At 60.4% G+C, this 2433-nt stretch carries 2 protein-coding genes; both read right to left on the reverse strand.

The window, feature by feature from the left end:
* Positions 1 to 32: 32 nt before the first annotated feature.
* Entirely contained in the window at positions 33 to 1481 is a 1449-nt protein-coding gene (locus tag ETO60_RS11090; RefSeq protein WP_130005710.1) for a DNA methyltransferase, read from the reverse strand.
* The gene (locus tag ETO60_RS11095; RefSeq protein WP_130005712.1) at positions 1478 to 2359 is read right to left on the reverse strand and encodes an IS1595 family transposase; all 882 of its coding nucleotides are present in this window, start codon (positions 2357 to 2359) and stop codon (positions 1478 to 1480) included. The genes ETO60_RS11090 and ETO60_RS11095 overlap by 4 nt, the downstream gene beginning before the upstream one ends.
* Positions 2360 to 2433: the final 74 nt, after the last annotated feature.

Genomic DNA, 2433 nt, shown 5'->3' on the forward strand with positions numbered 1-2433 from the left:
CGGAATAAGTAGATATGGGCTTAAGAACCAGATCAGCCCATCGGGAGGGCTGGCTGGGCGAGTTGCTTTGCTCGGGCGACCGAGGGGGTGTTGAACCTCTTGCCCGCTAGAATCTCCGGCACCGTCAGAAGCTGCATCCGGTGATAGAGCACGCCGTTCACGTCCATGTCGCCGGCTTCGCCCATCTCACGAAGGAAGTTCTTGGTCTTCCGGTCGCCAAGGTCGTCCATGACGATCAGCCCCGCCATCTCGGCCTGATCGCGCTCTAGTGCCCCGCGAAGGCTGCGAACCACGTCCACGTTGACGTTCTTCCCGCCCTTCACCTCGATCACCATGCTTTGCAGGTCACGCTTGTCCGGAACGGAGAAGTAGAGCCTCCCGTCAATGCCGCCATCCGCCGTCTTGCGGTTGGTAACGAAGCCATCGACCTGCTCGATCGCCCATTTCTGGAACTGGTGCTTGTCGCGGTTCCAGAGGTCCAGCGCGCCCTCGGCCGTGACAGGAACGCCCTCGATCACGAAATCCTTGCCCTCGATCAGCCCAAGCCGCTCCTCCAGCCTCACCTTCGCAACCCGCTTGATGGCGTGGATAGCAATGTCGATTCCTATCCATTTGCGGCCGAGCGTGTGTGCCGCTTCGATGGTGGTGGCGCAGCCGCAGAAGGGGTCGAATACCGTCTCGCCCTTGTTGCTCGCCGCGCGGATGATCCGATCCAGCAGCTTCAGCGGCTTCTGCGTCGGGTAGCGCATGTATTCCTTGCCGCGCGCCGCGATGGCGATCTGCCACCAGTCTTCCGGCACCTTGCCCTTTTCGTGAATGACGTGATCGGCTTCGACGAAGCCGGACCCGACGAGCCCCTTCTTGTAATTTCCCTTGGTCTTTTCCGAGTGCGCCACGCGAACATCGTCCGCGTTGAAGGTCCACGTCTTCCCCTTGTTATACCAGAGGATGACATCGTGCTTCCGCATGAACTGGCGCATGCCTGGCGAGCCTGGGCCAGTGTAACACCAGATGATTTCGTTGCGGAAATTGTTGTGCCCGAAAATGCCGTCCATCATCACTTTGATGTAGTGCGAAGCGGTCGGATCGCAGTGAAGGAAAACCGAGCCGGTCGGCTTCAGGATGCCCCGCATCGGCAGCAGCCGTTCCGTCATATAGGACAGGTAGGCGAGCAGGCGCGGCTGCGTGTTCCGCAGCGCGTTCATCCAGATTTTCCAGAACTCAACAATGTCGTCGTCGATGCCGTAGTCGCGCATCAGGACGGGCATCATGCGGATGGCTTGCTGGCGCTCCGGCGATAGCTCCCAAAGGTCGTTGAACGCCTCGATCTGGTCGGGAAGCTGGCGCCCTGTCTCGTCCTTGTAGATCGCGTTGTAATCACGGTTCGAGTTGAAGGGCGGGTCCAGATAGATCAGGTCCACGCTCCCCAAGGGCATGTCGCGCATGATCGTCAGGCAATCGCCGTAGAGGAGCTTGTTCATGCGAAGCACCCCTTCAGGAAGCCGCTGAAGGCGTCCGCGTTTTTGCGGTTGTTATATTTCCAGCATGCCTCGCCGATGAAGAGCGGCATGTAGCGGCGCGAATAGCGGTGATGCGTCCCATACCACGCCCGCTTTACCAGCGCCCAGAAGCCCTCAATGGTGTTCGTGTGCACGATGCCATCGGCATACTGGCGGCGATGGCGGACAACGGCGTGCTGCATCGTGTCGCAGAGGCGGGAATAGCCGCCCCACTCGTCCGTGATCGCCAACGTGCCGAAGGGCTGGACCGTGGCGCGGATGAACTTGCTAAGCGCCTTCGCGCTGACGCCTTCCGTCGCCATGCGGGCCACAACGCGACCGCCGCGCTCGACTGCGCCGACAACCGCTTGCTTCTTGGTTCCGCGGCCGGAGAAGCCGCCCCAACCGCCGCCCGAGTGATCGTTGGGCTTGCGCGGCTTGCCGCCGACATAGGTTTCGTCGATTTCAACAATGCCCTGAAGAAGCTCGCCCTCTTCCGTCAGCATCGCGGCGCGGATGCGCTGCTGCATATACCACGCGCTCTTCTGGTTCATGTCGAGGTCGCGGGCGAGCTGGCAGCTCGAAACGCTCTTCTTGGCGTTGATCAGCAGGCCGATGGCAAGAAACCACTTTTGAAGGGGAATACGGGTCTTCTCGAAGATCGTGCCGGACAGGACATTGAAGCTGTTGGTGCAAGCGTGGCAATTCCAGCGGCCGATGCGGCCGCTTTCCGACTTGCGGGCGACGGCGGGCGACCCACAGTGCGGGCAATGAGCTTCATCGCCCCAGCGTATCATTTCCAGAAACTCAATGCAGGCTTCCTGATCGGGAAAGCGCTTGAAGATCGTCAGCAGGTTCATGGCATCGCCCCTTCGATGCCTAACCTCTATGACACTCCCGAAACGGCGTCAAGCCCATAACTACTAACTCCGAA

The organism is Qipengyuania thermophila (assembly GCF_004153605.1).
GTDB classification, from domain to species: Bacteria; Pseudomonadota; Alphaproteobacteria; order Sphingomonadales; family Sphingomonadaceae; genus Qipengyuania_B; species Qipengyuania_B thermophila.